The organism is Meiothermus rufus DSM 22234, from assembly GCF_000423425.1.
Taxonomy (GTDB): Bacteria; Deinococcota; Deinococci; order Deinococcales; family Thermaceae; genus Meiothermus; species Meiothermus rufus.
Window position 1 is genome coordinate 1 of record NZ_AUHY01000043.1, and the last position, 24,775, is coordinate 24,775.

The following is a 24,775-nucleotide window of genomic DNA, read 5'->3' on the forward strand; positions in this document are numbered from 1 at the left end:
TCCAGGTGGATGGGGGCAGCGAGTTCATGGCCGAGTTTGAGGAGGCCTGCTGTGCTCTGGGGATTGCCTTGTTTGTGCTGCCGCCGAGGAGTCCTAAACTCAATGGTCACGTGGAGCGGGTGCAACGGACCTTTAGGGAGGAGCTCTATACCCGGCCTCTGCCCCCCCGGCTCAGCGAGCTACAGGCAGAGCTGGATGCCTCCCTGGACCACTACAACCGCCGAAGGCCTCACATGGCCCTGGGGGGTCTTGCTCCCTTGGAGTATTTAGCTAAGATGCAGGAGGAGTCGGTTCCCCAGTCTCACATGTGTTGACCGATTACAGGGTCTTGCTCCCTTGGAGTATTTAGCTAAGATGCAGGAGGAGTCGGTTCCCCAGTCTCACATGTGTTGACCGATTACAGGATTTTGACAACGACCTTTCTGGCTGATACAATCCTCTCTTGTGTCCCGAGTATCTGCTAGGCGGATACGCTTGAGGGCAAGCATCCATGAACCCGCAAGGCCAGCTTGGGTTCCGCTGGAAAAGGAGAGAGCATGAACCGTGGCGCTTTGCTGAAGGTAGTTGAGCAAAAGTACACCCGCAGCGATATCCCCGATTTTAGGCCAGGCGATACCGTGCGGGTTAACTACAAGGTGGTCGAAGGCAACCGTACCCGTGTGCAGGCCTACGAAGGTGTGGTCATCAAGATCAAACGCAACGGCTTCAACAGCTCCTTTACCGTGCGTAAAATTTCCTTCAACGAAGGGGTGGAGCGCATCTTCCCCTTCAACTCGCCCCTTATCGAAAGCGTGCAGGTGGTGAGCCGGGGTAAGGTGCGGCGGGCCAAGCTTTACTACCTGCGCGAACTGCGAGGTAAGGCAGCCCGCATTAAGGGCGACCGCAAGCGGCTCAACCAGGATGTGGAGGCCAAAGCGGCTGCCCGGTCGGAAGAAAACCCGGCCTAAGGCCCGTATCCAAAAAGCCGGTGGGAGGCCCCACCGGCTTTTTTATCAGTAGTGCCACCTACCGCCATAAGGGTACGGCCGTGTCCTTAGCTTGGCCAAAACATGAGCCCTGCAAGCCCTCGGTGCTCTTGGTAGATAGGTCTAGCCAGGTTTTTGGCTCAGGAGCTCAAAAAAAGCCCTGTCCAGTTTTTACGCTTTGTGCCAGTTTTGCAACGACCGTACCGGTAGCCCCGACTGCCGGGCCCGGCGGATGGCCTCTAGGCTCCAACGGGCCCCTTCCAGGGTAGTGATGAATGGCTTGCCGCTCTCGACCGCACGGCGTAGCTCGGGGTCGGGGGTGAGGGCGATGAGCAGGTCGTAGTCGCCCTGGGAGATTTCAAAGCCAGCGGAAGCCCACTCATCCTTCAGGGCCTCGGCTGCAATGAGCCGTACCTTGCCCTCAAGGGGTAGCCGCTGCCCCACCCCTAGCTCGGCCCGGTAATAGGCCAGGTAGGGGTCGGCGTCTAGGCCCATGCTCTCGCCGGTGGAGCGCATCTCCGGCCCCAGTACTGGAATCACGCCGGGAAACTTGAGCCAGGGGATGAGCACCTCCTTGACCGAGTAGAAGGCCGGGGTGGGGTCTTCGCTGAAGCCAAGGTCTTCCAGACTCTTCCCGACGGCAATTAAGGCGGCGTACTTGGCCAGCGGATGCCCGATGGCCTTAGAGACGAAAGGCACTGTGCGGGAGGCCCGGGGGTTGGCCTCGAGGATGTAGACGCTGCCATCTTTGATGGCGTATTGCACGTTGATGAGGCCTTTGACCCCCACCGCTAGGGCTAGCTTACGGGTGTAGGTTTTGATGGTTTCGAGCTGCGTGGGGCTAAGGGAGACGGGGGGCAGCACCGTGGCCGAGTCGCCAGAATGTACCCCAGCCCGCTCGATGTGCTCCATGATGCCGGCTACCACTACCCGCTCGCCGTCGCATAAAGCGTCCACGTCGAGCTCGAGGGCATTTTCAAGGTACTGATCCAGCAAGATCGAGGGCCGCTCACTGAGGGCGGCATAGATGCCGTTTAGATACCAACGCAACTCCTCGGGGCTGTGAACCACTTGCATGGCCCGCCCCCCCAGCACATAGCTGGGCCGGGCCATCAGAGGGTAGCCGAGCTGTTCGGCTAGCCGCAGGGCCTCCTCGGGGTTGCGGGCTACGGCCCCTTTGGGCTGGGGGATACCCAGCTCGGCGCATAGCCGGTTGAACTCGGCCCGGTCTTCGGCTTTGTGGATGGCCTCCCAGCCCGTTCCCAGGAGCTCTACTCCGGCCTCGGCCAGCCGTTTGGCCAGCTTGAGAGGGGTCTGGCCGCCCAGGGTGGCGATCACGCCTAGGGGTTTCTCGTGCTCGACCAGGTTTAGCACGTCCTCCAGGGTTAGGGGTTCGAAGTAGAGGCGGTCGGCGGTGTCGTAGTCGGTGGAGACGGTCTCTGGGTTGCTGTTGACCATGATGGTTTCGAAGCCAGCCTCGCGCAGCGCCCAGACCGCGTGTACCGTGGCATAGTCGAACTCCACCCCCTGCCCAATACGAATGGGGCCACTGCCCAGAATAACCACCTTGGGCCTGGGGCTGGGGCGCACCTCGTCTTCCAGCTCGTAGCTGCTGTAGTGGTAGGGAGTGTAGGCTTCGAACTCAGCCGCACAGGTGTCTACGGTTTTGTAAACCGGCCTCGAGCCCGCCGCCAGCCGCTGCTTGCGCACAATGGCTTCGTTCAGGCCCAGAAGCTCGCCCACACGGGCATCCGAAAGACCCAGGCTTTTCACGTAGCGCCAGTCTTCGGCATCGGCCAGGGGAAAGTGCTGGCTTTTTAGGGCCTCTTCGGCCTCGACCACCTCTTTGAGCTGGCTCAGGAACCACGGCTCGATCTGGGTCTTCTGATAGAGCGCCTCCACCGAGGCCCCCCGCCGTAGGAGTTCCAGCACGGCATACATTCGCGTGGGGCTGGGGTAGAGCCGGGCTTCCAGCTCCTCCTGGGTGTAGCCGGCGAATTCTGCGCGCACGTCGGCCTCGAGGCTGCGTAAAGCTTTGCCGAAGGACTCTTTGAAGGTGCGGCCAATGGCCATTACCTCGCCCACGCTTTTCATCTGGGTGCCCAGCCGGTCGGAAAAGCCCTCGGGGTTTACGTTGGGCAGGGTGCTGAACTTCTCGAAGGCGAAGCGGGGAATCTTGGTAACCACGTAGTCGATGGTGGGCTCAAAGCTGGCCGGGGTTTTGCGGGTGATGTCGTTGGGGATTTCATCCAGCGTATAGCCCACGGCCAGCAAAGCGGCAATTTTGGCGATGGGGAAGCCGGTGGCTTTAGAGGCCAGGGCGCTGGAGCGCGAGACCCGGGGGTTCATCTCGATGACAATCATCCGCCCGGTTTTAGGGTTCACCGCAAACTGGATGTTGGAGCCACCGGTTTCCACACCAATCTCGCGGATGATGGCGATGGCCGCGTCGCGCATTTTCTGGTATTCCACATCGGAGAGGGTCTGGGCTGGGGCCACGGTGATGGAGTCGCCGGTGTGGACGCCCATGGGGTCTACGTTTTCGATGGAGGTGATGATAACTACGGTGTCGTTTTTGTCCCGCATGACCTCGAGCTCGTACTCCTTCCAGCCCACAATGGACTCTTCCACCAGTGCAGAGTGGGTGGGGGAGAGGGCCAAGCCCCGGGTTAGGATTTCGATAAACTCCGCTTCGTTCAGGGCGATGCCCCCACCCGTGCCCCCCAGGGTGAAGCTGGGCCGCACCACCACCGGATACCCGGTGACCTCCCGGGCGAAGGCCAGGCCCTCCTCCAGGCTGTGCACCATCCGGCCTCGCGGCACATCCAGCCCGATTTTTTGCATGGCCTTTTGGAATTCCTCGCGATCCTCGCCCTTTTTGATGGCCTCGGCGTTTGCGCCGATAAGCTCGACGCCGTATTTCTCCAGAATGCCCTGCTCGAAGAGGGCCATGGCCAGGTTGAGCGCGGTCTGGCCGCCCAGGGTGGGCAGCAGGGCATCAGGGCGCTCTTGGGCAATGATTTTTTCCAGGAACGCCACTGTAAGGGGCTCGAGGTAGGTTCCCTCCGAGAGATCGGGGTCGGTCATGATGGTGGCCGGGTTAGAGTTCACCAGCACCACCTCGTAGCCCACGCTGCGTAGGGCTTTGACGGCCTGGGTGCCGGAGTAGTCGAATTCTGCCGCCTGGCCGATGGTGATGGGCCCGGAGCCAATGATCAGGATTTTTTTAAGGTCGGTGCGGGCAGGCATACCAAGGGGAGAGAATATCACCTATCCGCCCATGTGGCTACCAGGGTTTTGCATAGTGTTGCGCTATTGCGAATAAACTAACATTTGCGGCAATAGCGGATGGGCTTACCTTGGGTTTTGGGGGAGGGTGCTAATCTTTAGTTGGGATGCCTTAGAGGAAAACCGGATTCGTAGGAAGAATGGAGCCATGCTATGCAAAACACTCAGCCTATGATCTCGAGCCAACTGGCCCGGAAGCTAAAAGAGCAGATCGGACACGAGCTGGGGGCCCACCAGCAGTACCTGGCCATCGGCACCTACTTTGCCCAGCAAAACCTAGATAAATGGGCTGCCCTCTTCTACCAGCAAGCCGCCGAGGAGAAAGAGCACGCCATGAAGATTGTGCGCTTCTTGGTGGATGTGGGCGAGGTCTTTGACTTCCCTGCCCTTCCTGCGGCCTCTACGGGTTTCCAAAGCGCTGCTGAGGCCATTGCTAAGGCCCTCGAGTGGGAACGCAGCGTTACCGCACAGTTTCAGGATATGGCCAAGATCGCCCTGGCCGAAAGCGATTTTGTGGGCTTCCAGTTTTTGCAATGGTTTTTGGAGGAGCAGGTTGAAGAGGTGAGCAGCATGGAGAAGTACCTGGACCTGGTGGAAAGCGGCATTAACCTCTTCCAGGCCGAGGCCCTGCTGGAAGAAGAGGGGTAGCCTGCGGGCCGGGTGGTTTTGCCTTAAGCTGTATAGAGATGCGAACGCTAAAGCCCGAGCTGCTGCCAAGCTTCTTGCAAGAGAACCCTGTGGTGGTGGATGTGCGCCCGCCAGAGCAGTACAACCCCGATGATTTTGCCGGGGCTTTGCACCTGCCCTTGACCGATATCCAGCACGGTAACCATAGCCTGCCCAAGGATCGGCCCATCCTGCTCATCTGCGAGCGAGGGGTGATGAGCGAGCTGGCCGGGCTTTACCTCGAGGCCGCCGGCTACGCCCAGGTCTACAACCTCGAGGGTGGCCTCAGAAAGCTGCGCAAGCCCAGCCCCTAGCGGCGGGGCAGGTCTTCCAGCCGTAGGCCGTGCCACTTTTCCAGGTGTTCGGCGTGGCTTTGAAGGTAGGCCCCCGGTTGGAAGAAGCGGTCGTAGTACTCCAGGTCTAGGTGGTGGCTTTGCAGGAACATCAGGGTATAGATGGTGGGTACCGTGGCGGGGAACTTGCCGAAGGTATCGAAGATGTACTGGGCCTGGAGGGCCACCAGCTCCACCAGCCACTCCTCGTGGGGAAAGGCCTGGGCCCGCACCGTGGGGCTATCCTTCCAGGGGCCGGGGGTTGCAGGGTGAAAGGGTCCTCCGGCTTGGTACTTTCGCGTGACCAGGGCCTCTACCGCATGGCGCATGCTGGGGTAATGGGGTGGGCAGAACCCCTCAAAGACCCCTTCTAGCCCGGTGGGATTGGGGCGCGACCAACCGGGTTTGAAGTCGTAGCGGAAGCCCAGCCCCGGTACGGCCGGGTCGCCCGAGGCCCCCAACAGGCGCACCCGATCCAGGCCGTTGAGCATCCAGCCCCCCAGGCCCATAGCCTGCTGCATCAGGTGGCCGGCAAACACGGCGGTGCTGATCTCCGCCGAAACCTCGGCCAGGGTGGCTTGGTCGAAGGCGGTGAGGGGGTAGGGCTTATCTACCGCTACGTAACGGCTAAACTTTTCCAGCCCGGGGATGCTGCGCTGGTGAATGTCGTCGTAGAGCACAAAGCCGTTCTGTCCGATGAATAAAAGCTTGAGGAGCTGGTGCTGGGCTACATCGGCTACGGGCCAGACCAATAGCGAGCCGGGTTTGTTGGCGTTCCAAGCGTTGTGTCCGGCCATGAAGGGTTCTTTGGGGGGGATGTAAAGACGCTGCTGGGAGAGTTGGTGGATGTACTGCCGATGGGCGAACAGCAGTTCGACCAGATCTACCCGGCCATCCGGGCCACGGGGTACAGGAGGCGCAGCGTCGCGGGTTTGGAAGGTGTAGGTTCCGCTGTCGTCGGTGAAGAAAATCTGGCTGGTGTGAAACCCGGCGGCGCTGGGGAAGGTGCGTCCGGCTGCCATGCCCGAGTAGCTGGGCAGATAGGGGGTCACCCTGGCGTGATGGCTGATCAGGTTATGCCAGCCGGTCAGACCCCCCACCGTGGTGAGGATGAGCAGACGCTCGAGCTCGGACAGGGGGAGGGGTTCGTAGCGCGAGCGGTAGGTCAGAGGCCCCTCAGGCACTTCACCGCCCAGGGCAAAGCGGCGGCTACGCCGGCCAAAAAGGGCATCGGTGAGGGGGAAGCCCAGCAAGGCCTCGAGGGCCTGTCGTTCAAGGGCCTTTAGGTCTGGCTCGAGCTGGGCCTCGGACATACCCCTAGTCTAGGACAAACCAGAAGGGCGGGGGTGCCCCCGCCCAGGTTTGCCTTAGCGCTCGGGCCCTTTTTCGATGGGCACACCCACCGCGTTGCCCCACTCGGTCCAGCTTCCGTCGTAGTTTTTCACGTTGGGGAAGCCCAGTAGGTGCTTAAGCACGAACCAGCTATGGCTGCTGCGCTCGGCGATGCGGCAGTAGGCGATCACTTCCTTGTCTGGGGTGATGCCTTTGGACTCGTAGATGGTCCGCAGTTCCTCGGCGCTTTTGAAGGTGCCGTCGGGGTTGACCGTGGTGGCCCAGGGGATGTTCTTGGCCCCAGGAATATGCCCCCCCCGCAGCACCCCTTCCTGGGGGTACTCGGGCATATGGGTTTTTTCCCCTACGAACTCCGCAGGGCTGCGCACATCCACCAAAGCCCCCTGGCCGGCCTTGACCTTTTCCAGATGGGCCAGTACCTCATCGCGGAAGGCCCGCAGGCTAGGGTCGCGTCGTCCGGGGGTGTAGTGGCCTCGGGGGTAGGTGGGTACCTCGGTGGTGAGGGGTTTGTTCTCCTGCACCCACTTGATCCGCCCACCGTTCATCAGTTTGAGCTTCTGGTGCCCGTTGTAGCTGAAGAACCAGAAGGCGTAGGCAGCCCACCAGTTGTTCTTGTCGCCGTAAAGCACGATGGTGGTGTCGTTGGAGATGCCCAAGCGCTCGAAAAGCTGGGCCAGTTCCTCGGGCTGAATAAACTCGCGGATCACCGGGTCCCAGAGGTCGGCCTGCCAGTCGATCTTTTGCGCGCCGGGGATGTGGCCGGTGTCGTAGAGCAGAATATCTTCGTTGACCTCGAGGATTTTGATGCCAGGGTCTTGCAGATGCTCAAGCACCCAGTCGGTGGAAACCAGTACATCCGGGTTGGCGTAGTTCATCTTTGTCCTCCTATATGGTGCGCGTTAGGCACAAAAAACAGCATACGCGCTACAGGTCAGGCTACGCTAACACAGATTACAAAAAATGTAAACTTGTGCGCCCGCGGCTGGCCTAGCGCCGTGCCGTCTTGGGGGCTTTGCCCACCCGGCGGGTGAGCAGCTCGCTCGAGGGCAGCAGGTGTTCTAAGCACTGCGAATAGTCGATGCCCTGTTTGAAGTCGGTGGCTAGGTCGGCCACGCTGAGCTGGCTCAGGGTTTGCAACACCGCATCGCGCACCTTGAGCCAGACCTGGCTGCGGGCCCAGCAGCGTTGTTCCTCCACGCAGGCTTTGGGCCAGTTCAGGCTCACGCAGGCCAAGGGAGCAATGGGGCCGTCCACCGCCCGGATCACGTCGCGCAGACTGATTTCCTCGGCAGGGCGGGGCAGGGCGTAGCCACCCCCCTGGCCCTTTTTGGAGACCACCAGGTTGTGGCTGACCAGCGCAGCTAGAATACGCACCAGATAGGTATGTCGCACCCCGGTGGCCTGGCTTAGCTCCTCCGAGCCCACGTAGCGCTCGAGGGGCTGGGTGGCCAGATAGCCCAGGGTTTTGAAGGCGTAAATGTCGGTCTTGGAAAGCCGCATGCCTTTAGTCTAACCGGGGCAGGGGAATTTCCACCGTGGCCCGCACAAAGGCATCGCCCACCGGGCGCTCGGCCAGGGCCAGCGGCCCGCCAGGCTGGTAGACGCCGCTTCGCCCTTCAAAGTAGAGCTCGTAGAGTGGCCCGTTGAGCATGGGGTTGAGCCCGTAGCGCAGGTGTTCCCGGCCCTGGAGCTTTCGGGCCAGCCCCTCCCGCAGCCAGACCTGGCCTTCCACCTGGCGGGCATCTGCCGTCCAGGGACCCTCCCAGCGGGCAGCATTGGCCGATGGTTGCACCACCAGCCAGGCCCCGGCTGCGTCGGCCTGCTCGATGAGGTCATCGTGGAAAGCGTCCAGGCAGATTAGGTTGGCCAGGGTGCCCAGGCGGGTTCGCAGGGTTTGCCGCCCGGTGGGGCCGGAGGAGAGGAAGGCCCGCCGCTCGTGGGGGGTGAGGTGAACCTTGGGAACCCGGCCCAAGACGCTGCCTTGGGGCGAGACCACCAGCGACAGGTTGTACACGGCTTTGCCCAGTGTGTGGAGATGTTGGCTGGGCTCGTAGTCTATGAGCGGGCTGAAAAGGCTACCGGCCACCACGTAGGCCCCGCTAGCCTGGGCGGCCTGCTGGAAGCTTTCTTGGTATACCCTCCAGATAGTGCGGGCCCGCAGGTGGTAGACCAGGGCCGGGCTGTAGACCCCTAGCCTTAAGGCTGCCAGACCGTTCATCCGCAGTAGGCCCAGTGCGGCTTGGAGACTGGTGGGGGCCTGGCGCACGGTCGGTGGCGTGTCCAGCCAGAACAATAGGGGCAGGGCGAAGGCCTCGGGAAAGGCCAGGATGCGCGGCTCATTTTGGGGCAGCCCGCGCACGGCCTCTTGGCAAAGCTCGAGCACATAGCGCTGGAAGGCCTGGGCCGCTAGATAGGGCTCGGGCCGTAGCTCGGTCTGCACCGCCACCAGGTGTACCCGCACTCTTTTTACCATACCAGAAGGTACCCTTTTTTCGCTGAACCCTTCGCCACGGGCATGGTCGGGGCTCCTGCCCTGGCGAAGCCGGGGTGGTGAAGTGTGGGGCATTTCCCCTCACCTTCGGGCCGCTTTGGGTAAGCTGGCCTTGATGAGAGCTTGGCGCTGGCTTGCTCTGGTGGCAGCGGGGGTGGTGGGCTGGTGGCTGTTGCAGCCTAGGGCCAGCGGGGTGGAGGTGTTGCCCGCCCTCGAGCTTAGGCGGCTGGATGGCGAGGTAGTCAACCTGAGCGAGTTCAAGGGCCAGCCCATGGTGCTCAACGCCTGGGCTACCTGGTGCGGTCCCTGCCGCCGCGAGATGCCCTTGCTGGTGGAGGCGGCCCGGGCCAACCCTGGTATCCGCTTTGTCTTTCTGAACATTAGCGACGGGCCAGAGGCCGTGCGGGCTTTTGAGCGGGAGTTGCAGCTGCAAATTCCCAACGTCCTACTTGACCCCGAGGCCCGCCTAAGCGACCCTTTGAAAATCCAGGGCCTACCGGTCACCCTTTTGTATGATGCCAAAGGAACCCTGCTAAAGCGACATATCGGCGAGATCAAGCCTACAGAGCTCGAGCGGCTCCTTGATGTTTTCCAGTAGCTTCAAGCCGGGCAGTCCGCACAACGCCCATACAACACGATCTCGTGCCGCTCGGTCTGGAAGCCTTTGGGCACCATTGAGGTAAAGTCGCCAGGGCAGCCCTCCAGCTCGAAGACCTTGCCGCAGTGGAGGCAGTGGAAGTGGTGGTGGTGCTTCTTGCCGGCCAGCTCGTAGCGGGGGGGCTGGCCGGGTAGCTCAACCGGTACCGCGCTGCCTTCCTCCACCAAGCCTTTGAGAGTACGGTAGACGGTGGCAATGCCCAGGCCGGGGACTTTTTGCCGGGCGGCCTCGAGCACTTCGACGGGGGAGAGGGGCCGGTTCAGCTCGTGCATGACCTCGCGGATGGCCTGCCGCTGGCGGGTGGCGCGTTCCATGCCTATTAGGATAGCAAACGCAGGCTTGACAAAATGATATTGATTTATCAATATGAGCACGGGATTGGCATGATGAAGCTGTCTTTGCTCATGGCTTTTCTGACCGGTTGGGGTTTGGCCCTGGCCCAGCCGATGCGTGTGGCCGCGACGACCGGCATTCTGGCTGACATGGTGCGCAATGTGGGCGGGAGCCGGGTAGCGGTAGTGCAGATTGTGCCCGATGGAACCGATCCTCATAGTTTTGAGCCACGCCCTTCCGTGGTGCGGGCCTTGGGCCAGGCCCGGGTGCTCTTTGCCAACGGGCTGGGTTTGGAGCCCTTCTTCGAGAAGCTCGAGGCCCAGCTGCCTCCTAAAGCCCGCATCGTGGAGCTGGCGGAGGGGATGCCCAACCTGATTCACAGTAAAGACGCGCACGACCACAGCGCGGATCACCATAGTCACGGGGCTTTCGACCCGCATCTGTGGCTCGACCCTACCTACGGGATTCGCTATGTGGAGAAAATCCGCCAGGCCCTAACCGAGGCCGACCCCCAAGGCAGGGGACTCTACACCCAGAATGCCCAGCGCTACATCGAGCAGATTCGCCAGGCCGACGCCCGGGTGCGCTCCTGTATGGCGGTCATTCCCCCTGAGCGGCGTAAGCTGGTCTCGCAGCATGCCTCGCTGGCCTACTTCAACCGCTACTACGGTCTCAAGAGCATCGGTAACATCGCCGATTTCGTTGGACAGGAGCGAGGCCCAGCCAGCCTAGCCCGGCTGGCCCAGGCCATGCGCAAAGAAGGGGTACGGGTCGTCTTTGTGGAGCCACAACTAGCCCAGGGCCAGGCCCGGGCTTTAGCCGAGGCCACCGGGGCCCGCATTGTGCGTATCTACGCCGATTCCTTCGACCAGCAGGTCAACACCTACCTAAAACTCATCGAGGCCAACGGGCAGGCGGTCTGCCAGGCGCTGCGTTGAGGTGGGGGATGGGGGCCAATCCGCTCGTGGTGCAGTTTTGGTTGTGGGGTCAGGATGTTTTAGCCGGGCTTTTGCAGGCCCAGGGCTTCCGTAAAATGCCCAACCCCACGGGACGGGGCTCGAGCCTTTACCTGCGGGAAGGGGTAGGTCTACACTCCAGCGCAGCTTGGCTCGAGCAGGCCGGAGGGGTGCTGGTTTACTCGCGGCCCAGTGAGGCTTTTTTCTACCAAGACTCGGCCCAGGGCCTGCCCGAACTAAACCCGGCGCGGCAGCCAGTACCTTGGGCAGAGGGGCTTTCTCGGTTCCAGCCCTTGGTGCAGGCTTACGAGGAGGGGCTTTGGGCCCGGCTGGGGCCGGGTTACCGCACGGCTCAGCTTTACCACCTACCCGCATTGGCTCGGCGGGCGTTGCCGGCCTGGTGGGCCTGGATTGGCCGTAGGCCGCCTAGCGCTGGGCCTGGCCATTGTTTAGAAAAGCCACAATGCCCCCAGCCAGGCCCCGGGCTAGCCGGGCCCGATAGGCCTCGCTGGCTAGCTTGCGCCCCTCTACAGGATGGTTGACAAAGCCAATCTCTACCAGAATAGCGGGAATGCGGGCGTTGCGGATGACGTAGAATGGGGCGGTCTGCACCCCTCGGCTCACGGCCCCGGTCTCGCGCACCAGCGATTGCAGGGTAGCCCGGGCGAGCTGCTCGGAGAACTTTAGGTTGGCCTGGGCCAGCAGGTCGCTCATGAGCCGCTGCGCTACCGTACGGGCCTCCTGGGTTAGGCGTTCGCCCAAAGCCCCACCGCCATTCTCCCAAATGGCCTTGGATAAAAGCCGTTGGTCTATGGCCTCACCAAAGTAGTAGACCTCGATGCCCTGGGCGGCCTTCTCGGCGGCGTTGGCATGGATGGAGACAAACAGGATACGCTTGCTGTCAGCCATGGCTGCCCGAAGGCCCAGGTCGGTGGCCTTGTCTGGGGAGAGGTGGCGGTTGGCGTTGCGGGTTAATACCACCTGGATGCCTCGAGCTTCTAGCAACTTTTGGGTGCGCTTAGCCACGTCCAGTACCACCTCGTGTTCGTGTACGTGGCCCACCGCACCGGGGTCTATCCCACCGTGGCCCGGGTCGAGCACCACCACCGGGGTAGGGGCGCGGGGCTGGGAGGAGGGGGCAGACGGGCTTCGCACCTCCAACACCAGGCGCCGCGGCTGGCTTAGCTCGAGGGTGCGATGGGTGGTCTGGGGCCGCAGGTGGAGGGTATAGGTGGAGCCGCCTGGGCTGGGGCGGGCTTGGTAGCCCACGACCTCAGGGGTGTTGAGGGCAGTGTCCAGGTGACGGGGTGGGGTGCCCTGAAAGCGGATGGCGAGTACCTGGCCACTCTGGCTGAGCCTATAGGTGGCCCCAGCGGGCAGGTCGAAGACCAGCCGGGTTAGGCCCGGTTCGATGCCTACGCGTGGCTGGGCCCAGCCCAGCGAGGCCAGCACCCCCAGGAATACGAAAAATACGCGCATCAAAGGCCATCTTAGCCCAGCAAGGTGAGAATGTAGGGTTTTCGGGACTGCTTTGTGGCTAGCGAAGAACCGCCCGCACCGGAGCAGCGTCGGCCCCCTCGAGGGATAGCGGCAAAGCGATGAGCTCGTAGCAGCCTGGGGCTACCCCTTCCAAGGCTAGCCCTTCCAGGATGTAGACCCCGCCTTGGGCCAGGGCTTTGTGACCGGGTAGCTCCTGGGAGTCGAGGGGGTCTACGCTGGGGGCATCGGTGCCGAAAAGCCGCACCCCTTGGGCTGCCAGGTAGGCTGCGGCCTCGGGCAATACGGGCATAAAGGTTTGCGGGAAGCTGGCCCAGTCGTTGGGCTGGCCGGTGTAGAAAAGGGTTCGCTCAGCCAGGGGAACCTCGCGCAAAAACGCCACTGTCAGGGCCTCCTGCCCCCGGGCGTCCACCACCTGGCAGGGGCCGATGAGGAGTGAGAGGGGTATGCTTTCTAGCGTTTCCCCTTCCTCGAGGTAGTGCCAGGGCGCGTCTAGATGGGTGCCCAGGTGGGTGGTGCTGGTGATTCGGCCCACGTTTACGCTGGCGCCCTGGGCCATCTGCCAGGCCAGCTCGAAGCGGTAGGGGGTGTCGCCGGGCCAGACCGGAACACCCGGGTAGATGCGGCGGGTGATGTCGATCATGCCCCCAGGATACGCAGGATGTGGCTTTCCAGCACCTCGATGGCCTGCCGGATGCGCCACTGGGCCTTGTCGCGGATGCCCGCCAGGTTGGAAACCACGCGCAGCTCAGCCCCGACCAGCCCCAGCCAGAGGCAGGTTTGGGCAAAAGCCGCGCCTTCCATGTTCTCTAGGTCGGCTTTCCAGCGGCGGGAAAGCGCCAGGGCCTCGCCGGGGGTTTCCGAGACCGTGTCCTGGGTCAGAAAAACCTTGCCGGGTAGACCCAGCCGCTGCTTTAGCTCGTTGGTGAAGGCAGGGTCTAAGGGGAAGGAGTTGTGGTAGGGGTGCTGGTCTATCACCAGACTGGGAAAGCCCAGCCCCTTCATGCCCCCCTCCCGCACCCCCAGGTCGGCCTGGATTTCCCTCTCGGCCAGAGCCGCATCGCCGATGGCCAGCCCCGAGCTGGGGTAGGCCCCCCCTACACCAAACAGGAGTACCTGCTTTAGCCGGCGCCCTTGGGCAAAAGCGGCCAAGGTAGCTGCGGTGTTGACCTTGCCTATCCCACTCTCGAGCCAGACCCAGCCTTCGCCGCGTAGCCCGGCCCGTCCATGAAACACAAACCGCCGCCCCCGCAGAAAAGCGGCCTCGAGGGGGGTTGGGCTCAGCAGAAGCAGAGGCATGTGGTAGAGCATATCTGGGGGTGCGTGCGGGGACAAGGTGGCCTATATTAAAGGGCAGGATGTTGCGCCAGGCCTGGCCCAAAACCCCACCCCTAGCGGGGGTGTTGGGCTTGGTGCTCTTGCTGGGTCTGGCCTCGCTGCTGTTCAGCCTGCGCGGGGTGGTTATGCTCTCGCAGGCGGCCCTTCCATCCCAGCTTTGCCAAACTGCCCCCGAGCACCCTCCGGCCAAGCCTCAGGCCCACCTCGAGCACTGCCCCATCTGCTTGTTGCAGATGATGCTGCCCACGCTGGCCCCAGCGCTGGGCCTAGGCCAGCCTGTGGCGCATGCCGAGCGGCTTTGGCTAGGGGAGCCAAGGGCTAAAGGGGCCTTTGTACAGGCGGTATGGGCTCGAGGACCTCCGGCCAGCCCCTCCTTTTAGCCTCTGACCACGGTTGCCGGGTTGCAGTCCTCCCTAACGTTAAGCCCACGGCCCTCGGAACCTTATCTTGGGGCCTATGCGGCCCTAGCTACACACAGGAGTTGTTGAAAATGCCTCGTTTGTTTGCACTGCTGGTGGTTCTCTTGCTTTCGACGTCGGCCCTGGCGCATGAACGGGTTGAGGTAGGCCCGTTCGTTTTTGCGGTGGGGCAGGTCAACGAGCCTTCCATGGCGGGTGAGATCAACGGTCTGGACCTCATCATCCGGCGTAAGGCCGATAACTCGCCGGTAGTGGGGGTAGAAAAGAATCTTACCGTGGAGGTGATTGGCCCCTCGGGCCAGCGCCGGGTCTACAAGTGATCCGACGACGCCAAAGATATCTACCGCCTGCGCCCGCAAGGCACCGACCGGCCCGGAAGGTATACCACCAAGTGGGTTCTGGCGGTACCCGGGCAGTACCAGGTGCGGGTCTATGGCGAGATTGAAGGGGTCCAAATCGACTTTACTGGGGGGGGCTCCACCTTCAACATCCGCGATAGGAGCAACTTCGAAATCCGATGAGGTTTTTTCTGCCTATCGGGGCAACCCTGGCCTTGGCCGGGGTTGCCCTGGCCCATGCCTACCTGGTCAGCAGCAGCCCTGCCGACGGGGCGGTGCTGCGAGAAGCGCCAAGCCAGGTTCGCCTGAGCTTTACTGAGGCGGTTGAACTGCGTTTCTCGCGGTTCAAGGTCTACCCCCTCGAGGCCCCTCGGGAAGCTCTGAACAACCCTCAGCGCCTACGGATGCTGGCCGAGGCCCTGGTGGCCCAGGTGCTCCCTCTGCGCGATGACGAAGCCCGGCGCGTAGATATGGGCCTGGTTACCCCGGGTCGCACGGCAGAGAACGTGCAGCTTGCCCTTAAGCCTGGCCTGAAACCGGGAGCTTACGTGGTGATGTGGCAGGTGTTGTCGGTGGACACCCACACCACACGTGGCTTTTTGCTCTTTGTTTACCGTCCATAGGAGGAAAAACATGTTCCGCTGGATAGTGTGTCTACTGCTGGTGTCGGGTCTAGCCTTGGCGCATGCCGAGTATAAAAGCTCGGTACCTGCGGCGGGGGCCACGGTTCGCACCCCCCCCAAGACGGTGCGCCTCACCTTTACCGAGGCGGTGGAGGTGCGGCTTTCTACCTTCAAGGTCTACCCCCTCGAGGCCCCCTCGGAGGCCTGGGAAAGCCCCACCCGCTTGCGCCGGTTGGCTGCCGACCTGGTCAAGCAGGCCCTACCGGCCAAGAACGATGCGGCCCGACGGGTGGATGCCGGCTTAGCCACCACGGCCCGTACCAGCCAGACCGTGATCCTAAACCTCAAGCCCAACCTGAGGCCGGGTCCTTACGTGGTGATGTGGCGGAGCCTGGGAGTGGATGGTCACCCTGCGACGGGCTACTTCGTCTTTGTGTATAAACCCTGAGGCTGCGGCATGCCCCATGAGCACGAGGCCACCCAGTCGGTTCTGCGGGCCGGGCTGTATCTGGGAGTATTTTGCCTTTTGGGCGCAGGTATCTTTGCCCGCTATCTGAGCCCTCAGGCCGCCCGCCGCCAGCGCTGGCGCTTGTGGTATATGCTTTCGCTGGGCTTTTTGCTGGCCTCGGGGGCCAGTCTGTATGGAACCTACCACCTGGCCTGGATGCTGGGGGACCCCAGTCTGATGGGAACTTACCTACTCGAGACCACCCAGGGGCGTCTGGTGCTGCTGCGGCTGGGGCTGTTGCTAGGGCTGTTGTGGTTCGCCCTGGGTCGGCTTCGCTGGGACCGTTGGCTTTACCCCTGGCTGGCTGCTGGGCTGTTGTTCACCTTGGCTCTGAGCGGGCATGCCGCCGCTAGCCTGGGCCAGGTTTTGGCCGACCTGCTGCACCTGGGAGCTGGGGTGGTCTGGGGTGGGGCCTTGTTGGCTTTGGCCTTGGTTGGGCCGGGTACGCCCCGCGAGGTTGTCCTGAAGGCTTTAGAAAGGCTTTCTGCTTTGGGCCTGGCCATGGTGGGGTTGCTCAGTCTGGCTGGGGCCTATTTGGCTTGGGCCCGCCTGCCTTCCCTCGATCTGCTGGCCAGCACCTACGGGCAGCGCCTACTGTTGAAATTAGCCTTGGTGGCCCTGACGCTGGGCCTGGCGGTTTTCCACCGCTGGTGGTTCCTGCCCCGTTACCGGGCTGGGGGGGTCTTGGGCCTTGGCACGCTGGGCCTCGAGGCCGCTTTGCTGGTGGGGGTTTTGCTGGCCAGCGGCTTTCTGGCGACCACCCCTCCGCCTGCTCCAGCTGCTTCCCGCCTGATTCAGATAGCCGAGGCCACCCCCGAGGGGCACTGGGTGGGCCAGCTTTACAGCCAGGCCGGCATCATCCACCTCTACTTGGATTGGCGGGATGACCAAGGAGGGCTGTTGTCTTCTGGCCCTACTATTGTTCTGAAGGCCCGCCGGGAGGGCCTCGAGCGCACCGAGGCAGCCCAGCCTTTTTACCGCTCGCAGTACCACCTGGCCTTGCTGGTTCCGAAGCCAGGGCTATGGGAAGTGACGGTTGACCTGCCGGGCCGCCGTCTGGCGTATACCCTATGGGTTTCGCGTTAGCCAGTGGAGGCTGGTATCACACCCTGGATGGGGTAGGTCTGCTATCCTCGGGTATAAGAGGAGCGTGTGGGATGCAGAGGTGGTTATTGCTTTGGCCCTTGTTTGCCCTGGCCCTGGCCGCCCCGGTCGAACTCAAGCTGAACCTGCGGGTAGGGGGCCAGCCCTTGCAATTTGGCCAAACCTACCAAACCCCCCAGAAGCAGCGCTACCAGATCGACCTGCTCAAGTTTTACCTCTCTGAGGTGGCCTTGGTGCGCCCTGACGGCAGCGAGGTGCGTGTGCCGGGCCTGGTGCTGGCCGAGTTCAAACCCGGAGGCCCAACCCAAGGAGTGACACTAATGCGCTTCGAGGCCCCACCCGGCACCTATCGGGGTATCCGCTTCAACGTGGGCGTACCGCGGGAACTGAACCACCTGGATGCCGCCACCCAGTCGCCTCCCTTAGGGGTCAACTCCGGGATGTATTGGGCCTGGAACCCAGGCTACATCTTCTTCAAGCTCGAGGGCCGGGCTTTTCTGGAGCCAGAGCGGCGTTGGGTGATCCATATGGGCACCGATGCTTTTCGCATCCCGGTACGGCTTCAGGACCTACAAACCCCACGCTTAGTGCTCAATTTGCCCGGCCGGGGGGGGAGTATCTTGCTCAATCTGGACGTAGGCGCGGCTTTTTTGCCCGGGCCAGGGGGGGCTTTTCTGGATTGGCGGCAGGAAGAGCTGCGCCAGCTTCACGGGTTGAGTCCCCAGACGCGCGCTTTCATGGGGTTGGTGTATCAGAATCTGATCCAGGCCTTTAGCCTAGCCTCGCCCCCGCTGCAAAGCCGATGAACGCGCGCTGGACCTATTTTCTGCTGTTGTTGGGCTTGCCAGGCTTGCTTTGGCTGGCCACGCTCCGGGTGGAAGGGGAGGGGGCTTTGTCTATGCCTATGGTGCGGCTGCCCCTTGAGCCTCCCGACAATCCCCAGACCCCAGCTAAGGTGGCCCTGGGCCGCCGTCTGTTTTACGATACCCGTCTTTCCGCCGACGGCACCGTGGCCTGTGCTAGCTGCCACAAGCCAGCCTTTGCCTTTAGCGATGGGGGCCAGCGCTTCAGCCGAGGGGTGGGGGGGCAGGAAGGCCAGCGCAACGCGCCCAGCCTGACCAATGTAGGCCACCGCCGGGCTTTGTTCTGGGAGGGCCGTTCACCCCGGCTCGAGCTACAGGCGGTGGGGCCCCTTACTGCCCACAACGAGATGGCCATGACGCCCGAGGCCCTAGCCCAGCGCCTCGAGGCCATTCCCAGCTACGCCCAAGCCTTCCGCGAGGTCTTCGGGGAGCCCCCCAGCCTGCGGATGGTGACCTTTGCCTTGGCCGCCTTCCAGCGCACCCTGCTTTCCTACAACAGCCCCTTTGACCGTTTCCAGGCTGGTGATCTCAAGGCCCTTTCTCCCGCGGCCCAGCGGGGCATGGAGCTATTTTTCAGTGAGCGGGGGGACTGCTTTCACTGCCATACCGGCCCGGAGTTTACCGACGACACCCCTCACAACACCGCTTTATACACGGTTTACCCGGATATCGGCCTGGCCCGGGCCACCGGTCGGGATGAGGACGTGGGCAAGTTCAAGACCCCCACCCTGCGCAACGTGGCCCTTACCGCGCCTTACATGCACGATGGTTCCATCCCCACCCTGCGCGAAGTGGTCATGCACTACAACCGAGGAGGGCAACCCAACCTGAACGCCGATGTGCTTATCCGACCTTTAGGCCTTAGCGAGCAGGAGATCGACGACCTGGTGGCCTTCCTGGAGTCCCTCACCGACCGTAGCTTCACCGCCAACCCCAACCTTTTACCCCCAGCTGAACCTTAGACTGAGAGCAGATATGGGACGATGGCTCGCGCTAGTTTTGATGCTGGGTCTGGGGCTGGCCCATCCCTTTCGTGGCAATGGCGGCTTTGTGGAGGGGGAGGTAGACTTTGAGCCCAACGATGCCACGCCCAGAGCAGGTGTTCCCACTGTGGCCTGGATTGAGTACGTGCGGGTGGGGGGGCTGCCCATTAATCCGCGGGACTGTTTCTGTACCCTGCTGTTCTACCAAGGCCAGGTTAGGGCTACGGCCCAGCCCGATGCCCAGGTGCAGCTTCAGTTCAACCCACGCAATGGGCGGGTAGAAGGGCGGGTGGTTTTCCCCAAACCAGGCCCCTATTTTCTGGTGCTTTTGGGCCGGCCCCTGCCAGGCCGACAGATGCCTCCTTTTATCATGCAGGTCCTGATTGTGGTCTTGCCGCCCTGAGGGCTGGGGAAGGTGGGCAGCCCCATTTTTTTCCTCATTTTTTGGCCTTAATCTAAAACCATACACTGCCCTAGCAAGGGAGGAACGCGGTGAGACACAAACTTTGGTTGGTGATGATGTTGTTGTTGTTTCTACCTGCAGCCCCGGCCCAGCAGCTACGCGAACAGATACGCAAATACACCCTAGACAATGGATTGCGGGTCTTGATGGTGCCCGATAAGACGGCCCCGGTTATCCACTTCAATCTGATGTTCGATGTTGGCGGTGTGGACGAGGCCCCGGGGCTGGGGGGGATTGCCCACATGGTCGAGCACATGGCTTTCAAGGGCACACCCAGCATTGGGAGCCTGGACTGGCCTAGGGAAAAGGCAGCCCTAGAGGCGGTGGATCGGGCCCGGGCCGAGTTGGATCAGGCCATCGCCCGGGGGGCCTCGCAGGAGGAAATCCAGCGCCTTACGGCAGCTTTCAACCAAGCCCGTGAGGAGGCTAAAAAGCTGGCCCTGCCCAACCCGATTGATCAGCTTTTCACCAACAATGGCGAGCAGGGCCTCAATGCTTCCACCGGCTACGACCGCACCGACTACCGGGTTTCCGTGCCTTCCAACCGCCTCGAGCTCTACCTGCGGGTCTACGCCGATGTAATGATGAACGCGGTCTTCCGTAGCTTTTACGAGGAGGTGGATGTGGTGCTGGAAGAGCGCCGTCAGCGCAACGAGAACGACCCTAACGGGGCGTTGAGCGAGGTCTTTTTGCGCGCGGCCTTCCAGGTGCACCCCTATGGCCGGCCTCTGATTGGCAGCCGAGAGGAAATTCAGGGCTACCGGGTAGATAAGGCCCTGGCGTTTTGGCGTACCCACTACCACCCCAACCGGGCGGTGCTGGTGTTGGTGGGGGATGTGGAGCCTGAGCGGGATATCCAGTTGGTGCGTCGCTACATGGGGGCGGTGCCCCGGGGTCCTGAGCGGCCCAGCCTGAATATTCCCTCCGAACCCCCCCAGACGGCCGAGCGGCGGGTGACGCTAGAGTACAACGCCCAGCCCAGCCTGCGCATCGGTTTCCACAAGCCCACCTATCCCAGCCGGGAGGCCTACGTGATGGATGTAATCGACGCTATCCTCACCGAGGGGCGTACCAGCCGCTTGTTCCGCCGTTTGGTGATCCAGGAGCAGGCCGCTTTGAACGTTAGCTCCAGCTCAGCCTCGCCCGGCTTCCGCTACCCCAACCTCTTTGTCATCTCGGCCCAGCCCCGTGCTCCGCGCACCACCCAGGACCTCGAGCGCCTCATCTACGAGGAGCTCGAGCGCCTCAAAAACGAGCCGGTTACCCCCCAGGAGCTGACCCGGGTGCGCAACCAGACCCGCGCCGCCTACCTACGGGTCTTGCAGGGTGGGCCGGGGCTAGCCCAGACCTTGGCCTTCTACGAGCTGTTCTTTGGGGGGTATCAGCGGATTTTTGAAGAGGAAGCCATCTACAACACCATCACCGCAGAGGAGATTCAGCAGGTGGCACGCAAATACTTCACCGAGCAGAACCGCACGGTAGCCACCCTAGTTACCAAAGGAGGGAGCCGATGAAAGCCATCTGGAGCCTGCTTGGGGCCGCTTTGCTTCCGCTGGCCTTGGCCCAGGGGGTACCTTCCGACTGGCCCGACCCCTTCAAGATGCAGTTTCCCCGGCTGCAACCTGCGGTTATCCAGCCTACCCGGGTTCAGCTTTCTAACGGTTTGACGGTTCTCTTGGTGGAGGATCGCAGCCTGCCCTTCGTGAGCGGGCGCATCTACCTACAGGCGGGCTCCATCTACGAGCCCGACGATAAGGTGGGCCTGAGCGGGCTTTTTGCCAGCGTTATGCGCACCGGTGGGGCTGGGGAGCGCGACCCCGGCGCAGTGGATGAAATCCTGGAGACCCTGGCCGCTTCGGTGAGTGTCAGCAGCGATACCCTTTTTACCTCGGTGGCCTTCAACACCCTGAGTGAGAACCTGGATCAGGTACTAGAGATATGGGCCGATGTGCTCATCCGGCCCCGCTTCGCCCAGGAGCGGCTCGAGCTGGAGAAGGGCCGGGCTTTGGAGGCCATCCGCCGGCGTAACGACCAACCAACCCAGATCGCCGTGCGGGAGTTCCTCCGCCGTATCCAAGAAGGGCACCCTGCAGGCCGGGTGAGCAGCGCAGCCTCGGTAGGCTCCATCACCCGCGAGGACCTGCTGGCCTTCCACCAGCGCTTCTTCAAGCCTAACAGGGCGGTGCTGGCTATTAGCGGCGATTTCAATACCCAGGAGATGGTGGCTCGGCTGGAGCGGGTTTTGCGGGACTGGCGCCCGGGGGAGGTCAGCCTGCCCAGCTTTGCCCCGCCCAGTCCTAAGCCGGCCATCTACTTCGTGCAGAAGGAGACCAACCAGAGCGTCATCTACATGGGCAACCCCACCGTAACGGCTTTTGCCCCAGGCTACAGCGAACTTGATCTAGCCAGCCGGGTGCTGGGCGATGGTTTCAACAGCCGGCTTTTCCTGGAGGTGCGTACCAAGCGGGGGCTGGCCTATGCCACCGGAGGGGCCCAGACCCAGGGGTTTGGTTGGCCGGGCTTCTTCTATGGGGCCTCGATCTCGCGCGTGGACAAGACGGTGGAGGTGATCGAGCTGATGCTAGGGCAGTTCCGCGACCTGCGGGAACGCCCGGTTTCACCAGAGGAGCTCGAGCTTTTCCGCAACAACATCCTCAATGCCGAGGTCTTCCGCTTCACCTCCAAACAGGCCGTGGCCGAGCGCATCGCCCGTACCCAGATGCTGGGCCTACCCGCCGACTACTACGAGCGCTACATCCAGCAGATTCAGGCCGCCACCCCTGCCGATTTGCAGCGGGTGATGCAGCAGTTTGTGCGCCCGGAAGAGTTCGTGATTGTGGTGGTGGGCGACCAACGCCAGTTTGACAAACCCCTTTCTTCGTTGGGCCGGGTGGTAGAGGTACCGCTGGAATAAGGGCTACCAGCGCACCTGGTAAAACCCTCGGCTCACTAGGTTGTTGCCCTCTACCACCGTGTAGGAAAGCCCTGCGCCGAAGCGTTTGGCCAGGCGCTCGGTAAAGCTGACCAGCGACCGAGATCGGGCCAACTCGCGCTCGAGGCCGCTGCTGCCGATGGCTTGGGGCAGCAGCCTGGCTAGCTGGGCGGCTTGCTCTTGCAGGATTGTACCCTGTTGGCTAAAGGTATAGCCCACCGCACCCGCCGGAATGCGCACACGGAAGCGGCGAAAGTCGGGGTTTTGGTTCCAGGGAGGGTTGCGGGTGGCCTGTAGCGCGTGCTCACTGGTGGCCAGAACCAATCGGCTGGCCTCGAGGCGGTAGTAAAGCTTGCCCATCAAGCCCACCTCCACCCCTTTGAATCCGCTGACGTTGCCGAGCATCCGGAAGCCCCCCTGCCCCTGGGGGGTGGCAAAAGCAGCCAGGGTCTGCAGCAAGGCCAGCAGGTTGGCCTCGGCGGTAGCGGGGTCGCGCACCTCCCAGTAAATCAGGTTGTGCCCTAGAAGCCCTTCTCCCAGGCCATCCAGGGCAGGGGGTGGCCCCTGAACGCTCACCGTGGCAAAACGGGCGCCGAAGGCCCGCAGATCGAGGTTTAGCCGCAAGTCAAACTCGCGCAGCAACCCAGGTAGATAAGCCCCCAGTAGGCCCAAGTCGAAGACCCCGCTAGTGACCGCGTAGCCCTGGGGTAGGCTACCCACGTCGAAGGGGCGCTCTTTGGGCAAAAGCAGCGCAGCCAGGGTGGGGTCGGCACCTGGGTTGAGCTCGAGGCGACTCTCGTCGGTGTAGCCTCCAGGGGTGAGCTGTAGGGTGTAACTGAAATGGCGGAAGGTACCAAGGGCACTCTGGGTGCGAGGAGGCAGGCCTGAGCTTCGCACTAGGTCTTGCGGGAGCACACCCCACAGCACGATGTCTCCCCTAGCTGGGGCTTGCAGGCCTCGCCGGCCTTGCAGGAAGAGGCGGGCGTACTTGGGTGAGGCCAGGAAGACTAGTTCCCGGCTAATGCCGGTGAGCACCTCACCGTCGCCCCCTACCAGCCAGCCTCCTTCGGGGCGCAACCCCCGGGCTTCGCGCCGCACGGCCTGCAAGGCCGCCGGGCTAGGCCGGGCGATGAGGAAGAAGCCGTCGCGGTACAGCGCCGCGGCCACCCCTCCCGCAGCAATGCCCAGCAGGTCGGCTTGAATGCCCACCTCTTTTTGCAGCTCGCGCCTGAGGAGGGTCTCTAGCCCACTGCTTTTCCAGTCCTCGGCCAGCCCGGCCAGGTAGCGACTACCTCGTAGGTCGCTTAGTTGGAAGCCCGCCACCGCCCCCTGAGGGGCCAGGGCCAGTAGGTTTTGTGCCAGGGCCGAACCAAAAAGAAGAAGCAAGGCAAGCAGGCGAGCCATACCTCTATGGTACCCGCCTGCTTGGGAAAGGGATGGGAATTTTACAGGACTTGGCCGTTGTAGGTGGCGCTTATATTGTTGCAACCGTTATAGACGATTTCTAGGCGGTTGCTTTGGCTGTCCTCGAGCCGTACCCTGCCCCCAATGAAGCTTTGCGTGCAGGTGCGGCTGTATTTTAGGTCGATGCCCAGGGCGTTGAGTCGGTACCACTTGCGGTTGTAGCGGTAGTCGAAGATGCCGCTAAAGTTGATGGTTCCAGCATAGAAGGGGTTTTGCGGGTCGTCGGGGGTGTAGGTGGTGGTGTAGGTGTAGGCCAGGTTGTAGCGGTTGCTGCGGTTGTAGAGGGTAAGGTTGAAGTTGTGGTAGAGGCTGTAGTTGGAGTTGTGCTGGGTCAGGTCGAGGTCGAGGTCGAGAATCAACCCCGTCTCGGTGCTCTGACCCTTGTACAGGACGAGCTGGAACTCTTGCGTGTCTAGGACATAACCGCTTTTGGGGTTGTTGTCGTCCTTGTCACGCAGGCTCATACGGGCTTTGAAGCTGTTGTTGCCTTGCTGGCAGTCGGCAGTGTAGCTGGCTTGTAGGGGAATGCCGTCGCGGTCTTGGTCTTGTGTGTTGCCACCGCTGTTTACGCTACAGGCGAGGCTGGCCGGCTCTAGGTCGAAGCCCATGGCTGCGCCTAAAGTAGCGATAGGCTCAGGCAAGCCCTGTGTGCCGGCGGTATTCAGGAGGCCGGCGGGGTTGCCTAGGCTGGCAATGAAGAACGGATTGCTTTGCAAAAAGGTGTATTTTAAGTTTTGTGCGTCGTTTTGACTCATGGGTTCGCTGGTGGGTTGTTCGCCGCAGGCGGTTAGTAGCCCGGCCAGGAGCAAGGTCAGGATAGGCAGATTTTTTCTCATAAAACCTCCTACAGGGGGCCCTAGTGCCCCAGCGATAATGATAGACCTATCATTGCTTGGGAAAGGAGCTGTAATCGGTCAACACATGTGAGACTGGGGAACCGACTCCTCCTGCATCATAGCTAAATACTCCAAGGGAGCAAGACCCTGTAATCGGTCAACACATGTGAGACTGGGGAACCGACTCCTCCTGCATCTTAGCTAAATACTCCAAGGGAGCAAGACCCCCCAGGGCCATGTGAGGCCTTCGGCGGTTGTAGTGGTCCAGGTAGGCATCCAGCTCTGCCTGTAGCTCGCTGAGCCGGGGGGGCAGAGGCCGGGTATAGAGCTCCTCCCTAAAGGTCCGTTGCACCCGCTCCACGTGA

General features: G+C 62.3%; 26 protein-coding genes and 2 pseudogenes. 16 read left to right on the top strand and 12 right to left on the bottom strand.

Features of this window, described 5'->3' with window-relative positions; genetic code table 11:
• Both G552_RS15110 and rplS read left to right on the top strand, forming a co-directional pair.
• Positions 1–349: pseudogene (locus G552_RS15110) on the top strand (integrase core domain-containing protein); the annotation flags it as partial.
• A gap of 187 nt (positions 350–536) precedes the next feature.
• A complete protein-coding gene (rplS, locus tag G552_RS0108995; protein WP_027882739.1) occupies positions 537–947 on the top strand; it encodes a 50S ribosomal protein L19 in 411 nt (136 codons plus the stop codon).
• Positions 948–1,136: 189 nt separating this feature from the next.
• On the opposite strand, the gene carB is transcribed toward rplS, so the two are convergent.
• Positions 1,137–4,214, bottom strand: a complete 3,078-nt coding sequence (carB, locus tag G552_RS0109000) for a carbamoyl-phosphate synthase large subunit (RefSeq protein WP_027882740.1) — start codon at positions 4,212–4,214, stop codon at positions 1,137–1,139.
• 192 nt (positions 4,215–4,406) lie between these two features.
• On the opposite strand from carB, the gene G552_RS0109005 reads away from it, so the two are divergent.
• Both G552_RS0109005 and G552_RS0109010 read left to right on the top strand, forming a co-directional pair.
• On the top strand, positions 4,407–4,901 hold the full coding sequence (locus G552_RS0109005; protein WP_036270549.1) for a ferritin: 495 nt from the start codon (positions 4,407–4,409) through the stop codon (positions 4,899–4,901).
• A gap of 38 nt (positions 4,902–4,939) precedes the next feature.
• Complete coding sequence (locus G552_RS0109010) at positions 4,940–5,233, top strand: rhodanese-like domain-containing protein (RefSeq protein ID WP_027882742.1); 294 nt, start codon at positions 4,940–4,942, stop codon at positions 5,231–5,233.
• Here G552_RS0109010 and G552_RS0109015 read toward each other — a convergent pair.
• From G552_RS0109015 to G552_RS0109030, 4 genes are all read right to left on the bottom strand, one after another.
• The gene (locus tag G552_RS0109015; RefSeq protein ID WP_027882743.1) at positions 5,230–6,564 is read right to left on the bottom strand and encodes a hypothetical protein; all 1,335 of its coding nucleotides are present in this window, start codon (positions 6,562–6,564) and stop codon (positions 5,230–5,232) included. The two genes, G552_RS0109010 and G552_RS0109015, sit on opposite strands and share 4 nt — an antisense overlap.
• Positions 6,565–6,618: 54 nt before the next feature.
• Positions 6,619–7,479: a sulfurtransferase gene (locus G552_RS0109020; protein ID WP_027882744.1), complete on the bottom strand. Its 861-nt coding sequence runs from the start codon at positions 7,477–7,479 to the stop codon at positions 6,619–6,621.
• Between the two features lie 112 nt (positions 7,480–7,591).
• Complete coding sequence (locus G552_RS0109025) at positions 7,592–8,104, bottom strand: RrF2 family transcriptional regulator (protein ID WP_027882745.1); 513 nt, start codon at positions 8,102–8,104, stop codon at positions 7,592–7,594.
• A 4-nt stretch (positions 8,105–8,108) separates the two neighbouring features.
• Positions 8,109–9,077, bottom strand: coding sequence for a nitrilase-related carbon-nitrogen hydrolase (locus G552_RS0109030; RefSeq protein ID WP_036270550.1), 969 nt, complete (start codon positions 9,075–9,077; stop codon positions 8,109–8,111).
• A gap of 133 nt (positions 9,078–9,210) precedes the next feature.
• Here G552_RS0109030 and G552_RS15115 point away from each other — a divergent pair, with 133 nt between their 5' ends.
• Positions 9,211–9,693, top strand: a complete 483-nt coding sequence (locus G552_RS15115; protein WP_036270551.1) for a TlpA family protein disulfide reductase — start codon at positions 9,211–9,213, stop codon at positions 9,691–9,693.
• A gap of 2 nt (positions 9,694–9,695) precedes the next feature.
• On the opposite strand, the gene G552_RS0109040 is transcribed toward G552_RS15115, so the two are convergent.
• Entirely contained in the window at positions 9,696–10,067 is a 372-nt protein-coding gene (locus G552_RS0109040) for a Fur family transcriptional regulator (protein ID WP_027882747.1), read from the bottom strand.
• Positions 10,068–10,139: 72 nt separating this feature from the next.
• On the opposite strand from G552_RS0109040, the gene G552_RS0109045 reads away from it, so the two are divergent.
• Positions 10,140–11,024, top strand: coding sequence for a metal ABC transporter substrate-binding protein (locus G552_RS0109045; protein WP_051195761.1), 885 nt, complete (start codon positions 10,140–10,142; stop codon positions 11,022–11,024).
• A gap of 444 nt (positions 11,025–11,468) precedes the next feature.
• On the opposite strand, the gene G552_RS0109050 is transcribed toward G552_RS0109045, so the two are convergent.
• The 3 genes from G552_RS0109050 to mqnB are packed head-to-tail and all read right to left on the bottom strand — an operon-like array spanning position 11,469 to position 13,838.
• Entirely contained in the window at positions 11,469–12,521 is a 1,053-nt protein-coding gene (locus G552_RS0109050; RefSeq protein WP_027882749.1) for an N-acetylmuramoyl-L-alanine amidase family protein, read from the bottom strand.
• 58 nt (positions 12,522–12,579) lie between these two features.
• Entirely contained in the window at positions 12,580–13,182 is a 603-nt protein-coding gene (locus G552_RS0109055; protein WP_027882750.1) for a cyclase family protein, read from the bottom strand.
• A complete protein-coding gene (mqnB, locus tag G552_RS0109060) occupies positions 13,179–13,838 on the bottom strand; it encodes a futalosine hydrolase (protein WP_036270553.1) in 660 nt (219 codons plus the stop codon). Before mqnB ends, G552_RS0109055 begins: the two co-directional genes overlap by 4 nt.
• Positions 13,839–13,897: 59 nt before the next feature.
• On the opposite strand from mqnB, the gene G552_RS0109065 reads away from it, so the two are divergent.
• The 10 genes from G552_RS0109065 to G552_RS0109110 all read left to right on the top strand — a co-directional run bounded on the left by G552_RS0109065 (position 13,898) and on the right by G552_RS0109110 (position 22,092).
• On the top strand, positions 13,898–14,257 hold the full coding sequence (locus tag G552_RS0109065) for a hypothetical protein (RefSeq protein ID WP_027882752.1): 360 nt from the start codon (positions 13,898–13,900) through the stop codon (positions 14,255–14,257).
• 110 nt (positions 14,258–14,367) lie between these two features.
• Entirely contained in the window at positions 14,368–14,616 is a 249-nt protein-coding gene (locus tag G552_RS16775) for a hypothetical protein (protein WP_245575165.1), read from the top strand.
• Between the two features lie 197 nt (positions 14,617–14,813).
• Positions 14,814–15,257: a copper resistance CopC family protein gene (locus tag G552_RS0109075; protein WP_027882753.1), complete on the top strand. Its 444-nt coding sequence runs from the start codon at positions 14,814–14,816 to the stop codon at positions 15,255–15,257.
• Positions 15,258–15,267: 10 nt separating this feature from the next.
• Positions 15,268–15,705 (top strand): copper resistance CopC family protein, encoded by a 438-nt coding sequence (locus G552_RS0109080; RefSeq protein WP_027882754.1) that lies wholly within the window; start codon positions 15,268–15,270, stop codon positions 15,703–15,705.
• Between the two features lie 9 nt (positions 15,706–15,714).
• On the top strand, positions 15,715–16,851 hold the full coding sequence (locus G552_RS0109085) for a copper resistance D family protein (RefSeq protein WP_027882755.1): 1,137 nt from the start codon (positions 15,715–15,717) through the stop codon (positions 16,849–16,851).
• A 71-nt stretch (positions 16,852–16,922) separates the two neighbouring features.
• Complete coding sequence (locus G552_RS0109090; protein WP_027882756.1) at positions 16,923–17,675, top strand: MbnP family protein; 753 nt, start codon at positions 16,923–16,925, stop codon at positions 17,673–17,675.
• Positions 17,672–18,694 (top strand): cytochrome-c peroxidase, encoded by a 1,023-nt coding sequence (locus tag G552_RS15125; RefSeq protein WP_084640414.1) that lies wholly within the window; start codon positions 17,672–17,674, stop codon positions 18,692–18,694. Before G552_RS0109090 ends, G552_RS15125 begins: the two co-directional genes overlap by 4 nt.
• A 13-nt stretch (positions 18,695–18,707) precedes the next feature.
• A complete protein-coding gene (locus G552_RS0109100) occupies positions 18,708–19,118 on the top strand; it encodes a hypothetical protein (RefSeq protein WP_036270555.1) in 411 nt (136 codons plus the stop codon).
• Positions 19,119–19,207: 89 nt separating this feature from the next.
• Positions 19,208–20,692, top strand: coding sequence for a M16 family metallopeptidase (locus G552_RS0109105; protein WP_027882758.1), 1,485 nt, complete (start codon positions 19,208–19,210; stop codon positions 20,690–20,692).
• Positions 20,689–22,092: a M16 family metallopeptidase gene (locus G552_RS0109110; RefSeq protein WP_027882759.1), complete on the top strand. Its 1,404-nt coding sequence runs from the start codon at positions 20,689–20,691 to the stop codon at positions 22,090–22,092. The genes G552_RS0109105 and G552_RS0109110 overlap by 4 nt, the downstream gene beginning before the upstream one ends.
• A 3-nt stretch (positions 22,093–22,095) precedes the next feature.
• Here G552_RS0109110 and G552_RS0109115 read toward each other — a convergent pair whose 3' ends face one another.
• The 3 genes and pseudogenes from G552_RS0109115 to G552_RS0109125 all read right to left on the bottom strand — a co-directional run.
• A complete protein-coding gene (locus G552_RS0109115; protein ID WP_027882760.1) occupies positions 22,096–23,514 on the bottom strand; it encodes a hypothetical protein in 1,419 nt (472 codons plus the stop codon).
• A gap of 41 nt (positions 23,515–23,555) precedes the next feature.
• Positions 23,556–24,410, bottom strand: coding sequence for a hypothetical protein (locus tag G552_RS0109120; protein WP_027882761.1), 855 nt, complete (start codon positions 24,408–24,410; stop codon positions 23,556–23,558).
• A 122-nt stretch (positions 24,411–24,532) separates the two neighbouring features.
• Positions 24,533–24,775 (bottom strand): annotated as a pseudogene (locus tag G552_RS0109125) (integrase core domain-containing protein); the annotation flags it as partial.

Coding starts and splice junctions, on each gene's coding strand:
- G552_RS15115 (WP_036270551.1), top strand. CDS start 9,211: ATGAGAGCTTGGCGCTGGCTTGCTCTGGTGGCAGCGGGGGTGGTGGGC.
- G552_RS0109085 (WP_027882755.1), top strand. CDS start 15,715: ATGCCCCATGAGCACGAGGCCACCCAGTCGGTTCTGCGGGCCGGGCTG.
- G552_RS0109020 (WP_027882744.1), bottom strand. CDS start 7,479: ATGAACTACGCCAACCCGGATGTACTGGTTTCCACCGACTGGGTGCTT.
- carB (WP_027882740.1), bottom strand. CDS start 4,214: ATGCCTGCCCGCACCGACCTTAAAAAAATCCTGATCATTGGCTCCGGG.
- G552_RS0109040 (WP_027882747.1), bottom strand. CDS start 10,067: ATGGAACGCGCCACCCGCCAGCGGCAGGCCATCCGCGAGGTCATGCAC.
- G552_RS16775 (WP_245575165.1), top strand. CDS start 14,368: ATGCCTCGTTTGTTTGCACTGCTGGTGGTTCTCTTGCTTTCGACGTCG.
- G552_RS0109030 (WP_036270550.1), bottom strand. CDS start 9,077: ATGGTAAAAAGAGTGCGGGTACACCTGGTGGCGGTGCAGACCGAGCTA.
- G552_RS0109045 (WP_051195761.1), top strand. CDS start 10,140: ATGAAGCTGTCTTTGCTCATGGCTTTTCTGACCGGTTGGGGTTTGGCC.
- G552_RS0109100 (WP_036270555.1), top strand. CDS start 18,708: ATGGGACGATGGCTCGCGCTAGTTTTGATGCTGGGTCTGGGGCTGGCC.
- G552_RS0109115 (WP_027882760.1), bottom strand. CDS start 23,514: ATGGCTCGCCTGCTTGCCTTGCTTCTTCTTTTTGGTTCGGCCCTGGCA.
- G552_RS0109110 (WP_027882759.1), top strand. CDS start 20,689: ATGAAAGCCATCTGGAGCCTGCTTGGGGCCGCTTTGCTTCCGCTGGCC.
- G552_RS0109010 (WP_027882742.1), top strand. CDS start 4,940: ATGCGAACGCTAAAGCCCGAGCTGCTGCCAAGCTTCTTGCAAGAGAAC.
- G552_RS0109075 (WP_027882753.1), top strand. CDS start 14,814: ATGAGGTTTTTTCTGCCTATCGGGGCAACCCTGGCCTTGGCCGGGGTT.
- G552_RS0109080 (WP_027882754.1), top strand. CDS start 15,268: ATGTTCCGCTGGATAGTGTGTCTACTGCTGGTGTCGGGTCTAGCCTTG.
- G552_RS0109120 (WP_027882761.1), bottom strand. CDS start 24,410: ATGAGAAAAAATCTGCCTATCCTGACCTTGCTCCTGGCCGGGCTACTA.
- G552_RS0109090 (WP_027882756.1), top strand. CDS start 16,923: ATGCAGAGGTGGTTATTGCTTTGGCCCTTGTTTGCCCTGGCCCTGGCC.
- G552_RS0109055 (WP_027882750.1), bottom strand. CDS start 13,182: ATGATCGACATCACCCGCCGCATCTACCCGGGTGTTCCGGTCTGGCCC.
- G552_RS15125 (WP_084640414.1), top strand. CDS start 17,672: ATGAACGCGCGCTGGACCTATTTTCTGCTGTTGTTGGGCTTGCCAGGC.
- G552_RS0109050 (WP_027882749.1), bottom strand. CDS start 12,521: ATGCGCGTATTTTTCGTATTCCTGGGGGTGCTGGCCTCGCTGGGCTGG.
- rplS (WP_027882739.1), top strand. CDS start 537: ATGAACCGTGGCGCTTTGCTGAAGGTAGTTGAGCAAAAGTACACCCGC.
- G552_RS0109025 (WP_027882745.1), bottom strand. CDS start 8,104: ATGCGGCTTTCCAAGACCGACATTTACGCCTTCAAAACCCTGGGCTAT.
- G552_RS0109005 (WP_036270549.1), top strand. CDS start 4,407: ATGCAAAACACTCAGCCTATGATCTCGAGCCAACTGGCCCGGAAGCTA.
- G552_RS0109065 (WP_027882752.1), top strand. CDS start 13,898: ATGTTGCGCCAGGCCTGGCCCAAAACCCCACCCCTAGCGGGGGTGTTG.
- G552_RS0109015 (WP_027882743.1), bottom strand. CDS start 6,564: ATGTCCGAGGCCCAGCTCGAGCCAGACCTAAAGGCCCTTGAACGACAG.
- mqnB (WP_036270553.1), bottom strand. CDS start 13,838: ATGCCTCTGCTTCTGCTGAGCCCAACCCCCCTCGAGGCCGCTTTTCTG.